This window comes from Azospirillum terrae, from assembly GCF_053470425.1.
In genome coordinates this window covers 1-897 of record NZ_JBPXMR010000059.1, presented here as the reverse complement: position 1 = coordinate 897, position 897 = coordinate 1, and the positions used below count along the sequence as shown (strand labels likewise).

General features: G+C 69.3%; 1 protein-coding gene. It reads left to right on the top strand.

Annotation, left to right across the window (positions count from 1 at the left end; translation table 11 throughout):
- The first annotated feature begins 149 nt into the window (after positions 1-149).
- A complete protein-coding gene (locus ACSVDD_RS29695) occupies positions 150-797 on the top strand; it encodes an ATP-binding protein (RefSeq protein ID WP_448193005.1) in 648 nt (215 codons plus the stop codon).
- Positions 798-897 lie beyond the last annotated feature (100 nt).

Below are 897 nucleotides of genomic sequence, written 5' to 3'. Positions count from 1 at the left end.
GGGCGTTGGCCGCCGGGGTGCTGTCGCCGCGCTTCGTGGAAGGGCTGCTCAAGGCACCCACCCGGCCTGTCCTGCCCGAGACCATCGAGGGCGGCCCCGGCGAGCACGGCAACGTGCGCGGCTCCGGCTACTATCATTGAGGGCGAGCCATGCTGCACCAGACCATCGAGAAACCGCACGCGCTGAAGCTGTCGGCCATGGCCGACGGGCTGCTTGCCCAGATGAAGCAGCCGGACATCGAGGCGCTCACCTTCGAGGAGCGCCTGGCGCTGCTGGTTGACCTCCAGCACACGGCCGCCCACAACGCGGCGCTCGGCCAGCGGCTGAAGGCCAGCAACCTGCGCCAGACCGCCTGCCTGGAGGATCTCGACCTGCGCACCCCGCGCGGGCTCGACCGCGGGCTGATCCAGACGCTGGCCAGCGGCCAGTGGATCCGCACGGCGCGCTCGGTTCTGCTGACCGGGCCGACCGGCGTGGGCAAGACCTTCATCGCCTGCGCGCTCGGCCATCAGGCGGCTCGGGACGGCTTCTCGGTTCTCTACCGGCGCCTTCCCCGCCTCCTGGACGATCTGGCGATCGCCCGGGTGGAAGGGCGGCACCGGCGTGCGTTTGCCAAGCTGGCGCGCACGCGGCTGCTGATCCTGGACGACTGGGCGATGATCCGGCTGACCGCCGAGCAGCACCGCGACCTGACGGAGGTGATCGACGACCGGTACGACCGGGCGGCAACGATCCTGGCCTCACAAATCCCCGTGTCCAGCTGGTTCGACCAGATCGGCGACCCGACAGTTTCATGATGCCTTCCTCTTTGACGGGCTGGTCCGTCGAACCAACGCCCGGAGTTCCGGAATGTGCTCGTCGTCGAGCATGACCTGCCATGGCAGCCCCTTGGTGAGC